Raw genomic sequence first — 4,501 nt, 5'->3', positions numbered from 1 at the left:
CCGGCCAGCAGCCAGCCCGGGCCGTCGGCGAGGGCGAAACACGCGGACGCGAGCGCGGCCGTCACCACGCTGGCCCGCAACACCATCCGGGGTCCGAGCGCGTCCGCCGCCGAGCCGAACAGCAGCAGCGCGGGCGCACTGACCAGTGCGAACATCGCGTAGACCAGCGTCATCGTCAGATCGCTGAACGCGAAGGCGTGCTGATAGCCCGGATACAGCGGGGTGGGCAGATACGCCCCGGCCGTGAGCACCACCAGCAGGTATACGGCCGTGCGTGACTCGCGGCCGTGCGCGCGCGGCACCGTCCGCGCGGCGGTGATACCGGCACACCCGTCGTCAGAGAACTCCCTCAGCAGCACACACCCAGGTTGTCGCGCGTGATTGCTGAAGAGAAGCAAACGTTCGCGCACGGAACCGTGCAAGATGATGACATGATCGATCCGAAGCTGCGGGTGCTCCAACTGGTGGCCCACCACGGCACGGTCACCGCCGCCGCCCAAGCGCTGCACTACACGCCGTCGGCGGTGTCGCACCAGTTGCGTCAGCTGGCCGCCGAACTCGGCGTCGACCTGGTCACCCAATCCGGCCGGGGCATCCGGCTGACCGCCGCGGCCGCCACCGTGCTCCGCCACGCCGAGGTGCTCCAAGCCCAGGTCGAGCGCGCCCGAGCCGAACTGGCCGCCGCCGACGAACCCGGCGGGTCGGTGACACTGTGCGGCTTCTCCACCGCGGCCACCCACCTGCTGCCCCCGGCGGCGGCGACCCTGCGAGACCGCTACCCCCAGCTGGGCGTGCGGGTCATCGAAGCCGAACCCGCCCGGTGCTTCGATCTGCTGTTGGCAGGCGATGCCGACCTCGCACTGCTGGTCGCCACCACCGACACCCCACCGGCCTCCGACACCCGTTTCGACCAGCACCCCCTGCTGGACGACCCCCTCGACCTCGTCGTCCCCAGTGGGCACCCCTTGGCCGGTCGGCGCACGGTCACCCTCGCCGATGCCGCCGACGAACCCTGGATCCTGGGACGGCCCGGCAGCACCTACCACCAGTTGGTGCTCACCGCCTGCATGGCGGCCGGATTCACCCCCACCATCGCCCACTACGCCGACGAGTGGGACACCGGCACCGCCCTGGTCGCCCACCACTTCGGCATCATCCTCGTGCCCCGGCTCGCCCGGTTACACGAAAGCTGGCCCGTCGCCCGCGTCACCCTTCACGGTGAACCCGCCCCGGCCCGCCGGATCCTCGCCGCCACCCGTCGCGGCAGCCGCGAGCACCCCGTCCTCACCGATGCCCTGGCCACCATCACCGCCACGGCCACGGCCCTGCACCCACCACCCCGCCAGCCGAACGATCAGGCGGAATGAGTGCCTGTCGGCGGCGCTGCCCGTGGTGTCACCGCGAGCCGGGGCGGCCTCACCCTCGACCCCGCAGCTCGGCGCGCACGGCATTCCACTGTGGTGTGAGCAGGGCCAGTCGCCGCCGCCGGACCTCGCCGTCGGGCAGGTCGGTGTGCAGACGCAGATCCCGTGCGACCACGAGCGCGCGGTTGACCAGGAACGGCACCTCGATACCGGCCTCGGTGACCCGCGCGTCGATGACGGCGCAGGCACCGGGGTCGGCGGCCAGCAGGGTGCGCAGCACGGCCAGGTCCAAGCCGGGCAGGAACAGGCCCGTGAACTCGAAGTCCAGCAGCCCCCAACCCCCGGTGTCAGTGCGCAGCAGGTTGCCCGGGAGCGGGTCGCCGTGCCCGAGTCGCGTGGGCGTGCCGGCCGCGCCGAGCAGGGCGTGCGGAGGCGTCGGTGTGGACCATTTTCGGCACCCGCACCGGCGGCGGCCGCTCGGTCATCGCCCGGCAGGTCCGGATCTCCCGGGCGAAAACCTCCCGCCAGAACGGGTCCTCGGTGCACAGCGCCTTGACCACCACCGGGCGTCCGTGGCGGCGGCCGAGCACGACCACCGATTTCTCGCTCCTCCGCAGCGTGCCGCCGAGTACGGTGCCGCCGAGATCGAGCCTCGCCAGCCCGTGCGGTGGCGTGATCATCGAGAGAGTGTTGCGCGATCGGCCCGCGCCGTCGAGAGGGCACCGAGCGTGGCGATGTTCATAACCGATCCAGGTGGGCCGGGTAGGGCGCGTAGTGTGATGGGTGCTCGGGGGAGCCAGCGTCGGCCGCCTTCCCGCTCCCGCGTCCCCGACGCTCCGGACCACTGCCGTGCGACGAGGCCCGCACCGGGCGCTGTGGGGCGTGCTTCGACTTCGTCCGCCACGTTCGACCTCCGGGGGACCTTTCGTGCCCATCGCGCTGCTGGCCCTGGCCGTCGCCGCCTTCGGCATCGGCACGACCGAGTTCGTCATGATGGGATTGTTGCCCGAGGTCGCCGCGGACCTCGCGGTGTCGATCCCCGACGCGGGCGGCTACATCTCGCTCTACGCGCTCGGCGTGGTGATCGGCGCGCCGGTGCTGACCATCCTCGGCATGCGCACGCGCCGCAAGACCATCCTGCTCAGCATGCTCGTGCTGTTCACCGTCGGCAACGTGCTCTCGGCGTTCGCGCCGACGCACGGGCTGCTGCTCGCGGCGAGGTTCGTCTCCGGACTTCCGCACGGCACGTTCTTCGGCATCGGCGCCGTGGTCGCGGCGAGCCTGGTGCCGGTCGCAAAACGGGCGCGCGCCATCTCGACGATGTTCCTCGGCCTCACCGTGGCCAACGTCGTCGGCGTTCCGGTGGGAACACTGCTCGGGCAGGCGCTCGGCTGGCGCTGGACGTTCGGACTCGTCGCGGTGATCGGTGTGGCCGCGCTCGCGGCCGTCGCGGCGCTGGTACCCGCCCAGGCCAAACCCGCCGACGTCAGCCTGCGCGGCGAGCTGCGCGCGTTCACGCGGCCGCAGGTGTGGCTGGCCTTCGCCGTGGTGGTGTTCGGTTTCGCCGCCACCTTTTCCTTCTACAGCTACATCAAGCCGGTGCTGACCGAGGTCACCGGCTACACCCCCACCGCCGTCACCGTGTTGCTCGCGGTGTTCGGCATCGGCATGACCGTCGGCACCGCCGTCGGTGGCCCGCTGGCTGACCGCGCCCCGATGACCACCCTGTACGTGTTCCTCACCGCGCTGGCGGGATGCCTGCTGCTGTTCGTGGGCACCGCGCACAGCATGGTGCTGGCCCCGGTCACGGTGTTTTTGATCGGCGCGACCGGATTCGCCGCGATCCCCAGCATCCAGGCCCGCATCCTGGACCAGGCCGTTGAGGCCCCGGCGCTGGGCTCGGCCAGTATCCAGTCGACGTTCAACATCGCCAACTCGCTCGGCGCCTACCTGGGCGGCCTGGTCATCGCGGGCGGATTCGGTCTGACCTCTCCCAGTTGGGTCGGCGCGCTGCTGGCGCTGGTCGGCCTGGGGTTCGCGGTGTTGTCGGGACTGCTGGAGCGGCGGCAGCGCCACGGCGGGCCGGGCACACCGAACACCGGGTGGGTCGGCGCCCGCGAGGCCGACATCCGGATCGGGTGAGTGAGCGCGAGCCCGGGAATGCACGATCGCCCTTGGTCGTTGCCGGGTGTGGGCGGGCCGTCCGCGCCCGGCCCCCAGACGGACACGTAGCAGGAAAAGGACGCGACACGCAATGACACAGGTTCCGACCATCACACTGAACACCGGCGCGGCGATGCCGCAGCTCGGCTACGGCGTCTTCCAGGTCCCGGCCGACGAGGTCGTCGAGCCGACGCTGGCGGCGCTGCGGGCGGGCTACCGCAGCATCGACACCGCCGCGGTGTACGGAAACGAGGAGGGCGTCGGCAAGGCCATCGCCGAATCGGGCATCCCCCGTGAGGACCTGTTCGTCACCACCAAGCTCTGGAACGACCGGCAGGGCTACGACAGCACTCTCGCCGCGTTCGACGAGAGCCTGGCCCGGCTCGGGCTGGACTACGTCGACCTGTACCTGATCCACTGGCCCGCGCCCGGACAGGACCGGTACGTCGACACCTGGAAGGCGTTCGAGAAGCTGCACGCCGAGGGGCGCGCCAAGGCCATCGGCGTGTCGAACTTCCACGTGCCGCACCTGCGGCGCCTGTTCGACGAGACCGACGTGGTGCCCGCGGTCAACCAGATCGAGCTGCACCCGAACCTGCCGCAGTCCGAGCTGCGCGCCTTCCACGCCGAGCACGGCATCGCCACCGAGGCGTGGAGCCCGCTGGGCCAGGGCAAGGGCCTGCTCGACGACCCGACGCTGGCCGCGCTGGCCGACAAGCACGGCAAGAGCCCGGCGCAGATCGTGCTGCGCTGGCACATCCAGCTCGGCAACGTCACGATCCCGAAGTCGGTCACGCCCTCGCGCATCGCCGACAACCTCGACGTCTTCGACTTCGCGCTCTCCGACGACGACGTCGCGGCGATCGCCGAGCTGGAGACCGGCGTCCGCGTCGGCCCGGACCCCGACGCGTTCGGCGCCTGAGACCGCGCTCCCGACGGCCCGCTCCGCGCCGCCTCCGGACACCCGGCGGGGT

At 71.5% G+C, this 4,501-nt stretch carries 5 protein-coding genes and 1 pseudogene; 3 read left to right on the top strand and 3 right to left on the bottom strand.

Annotated features, from left to right (window positions below):
- Positions 1 to 359: pseudogene (locus SACSA_RS25605) on the bottom strand (hypothetical protein); the annotation flags it as partial.
- Positions 360 to 431: 72 nt separating this feature from the next.
- On the opposite strand from SACSA_RS25605, the gene SACSA_RS0102250 reads away from it, so the two are divergent.
- Positions 432 to 1,367: a LysR family transcriptional regulator gene (locus SACSA_RS0102250; protein ID WP_019813123.1), complete on the top strand. Its 936-nt coding sequence runs from the start codon at positions 432 to 434 to the stop codon at positions 1,365 to 1,367.
- A gap of 49 nt (positions 1,368 to 1,416) precedes the next feature.
- Here SACSA_RS0102250 and SACSA_RS25600 read toward each other — a convergent pair whose 3' ends face one another.
- A complete protein-coding gene (locus SACSA_RS25600) occupies positions 1,417 to 1,656 on the bottom strand; it encodes a hypothetical protein (protein WP_019813121.1) in 240 nt (79 codons plus the stop codon).
- Between the two features lie 55 nt (positions 1,657 to 1,711).
- Positions 1,712 to 2,044 (bottom strand): hypothetical protein, encoded by a 333-nt coding sequence (locus SACSA_RS25595; RefSeq protein WP_019813119.1) that lies wholly within the window; start codon positions 2,042 to 2,044, stop codon positions 1,712 to 1,714.
- A 247-nt stretch (positions 2,045 to 2,291) separates the two neighbouring features.
- Between SACSA_RS25595 and SACSA_RS0102235 the strand changes: the two genes are divergently transcribed.
- Positions 2,292 to 3,506 carry an MFS transporter gene (locus SACSA_RS0102235; RefSeq protein WP_019813118.1) on the top strand — a complete coding sequence of 405 codons (1,215 nt, stop codon included), beginning with the start codon at positions 2,292 to 2,294 and terminating at the stop codon, positions 3,504 to 3,506.
- Between the two features lie 112 nt (positions 3,507 to 3,618).
- On the top strand, positions 3,619 to 4,449 hold the full coding sequence (locus SACSA_RS0102230; protein ID WP_019813116.1) for an aldo/keto reductase: 831 nt from the start codon (positions 3,619 to 3,621) through the stop codon (positions 4,447 to 4,449).
- The last annotated feature ends 52 nt before the right edge of the window (positions 4,450 to 4,501 follow it).

This window comes from Saccharomonospora saliphila YIM 90502 (genome assembly GCF_000383795.1).
Classification (GTDB): Bacteria; Actinomycetota; Actinomycetes; order Mycobacteriales; family Pseudonocardiaceae; genus Saccharomonospora; species Saccharomonospora saliphila.
This window is presented reverse-complemented; position numbering and strand designations above follow the sequence as displayed.

Bases quoted from the DNA above. Each gene is read 5' to 3' on its own strand.
- SACSA_RS0102250 (WP_019813123.1), top strand. From the start codon at position 432: ATGATCGATCCGAAGCTGCGGGTGCTCCAACTGGTGGCCCACCACGGC.
- SACSA_RS25595 (WP_019813119.1), bottom strand. From the start codon at position 2,044: ATGATCACGCCACCGCACGGGCTGGCGAGGCTCGATCTCGGCGGCACC.
- SACSA_RS0102230 (WP_019813116.1), top strand. From the start codon at position 3,619: ATGACACAGGTTCCGACCATCACACTGAACACCGGCGCGGCGATGCCG.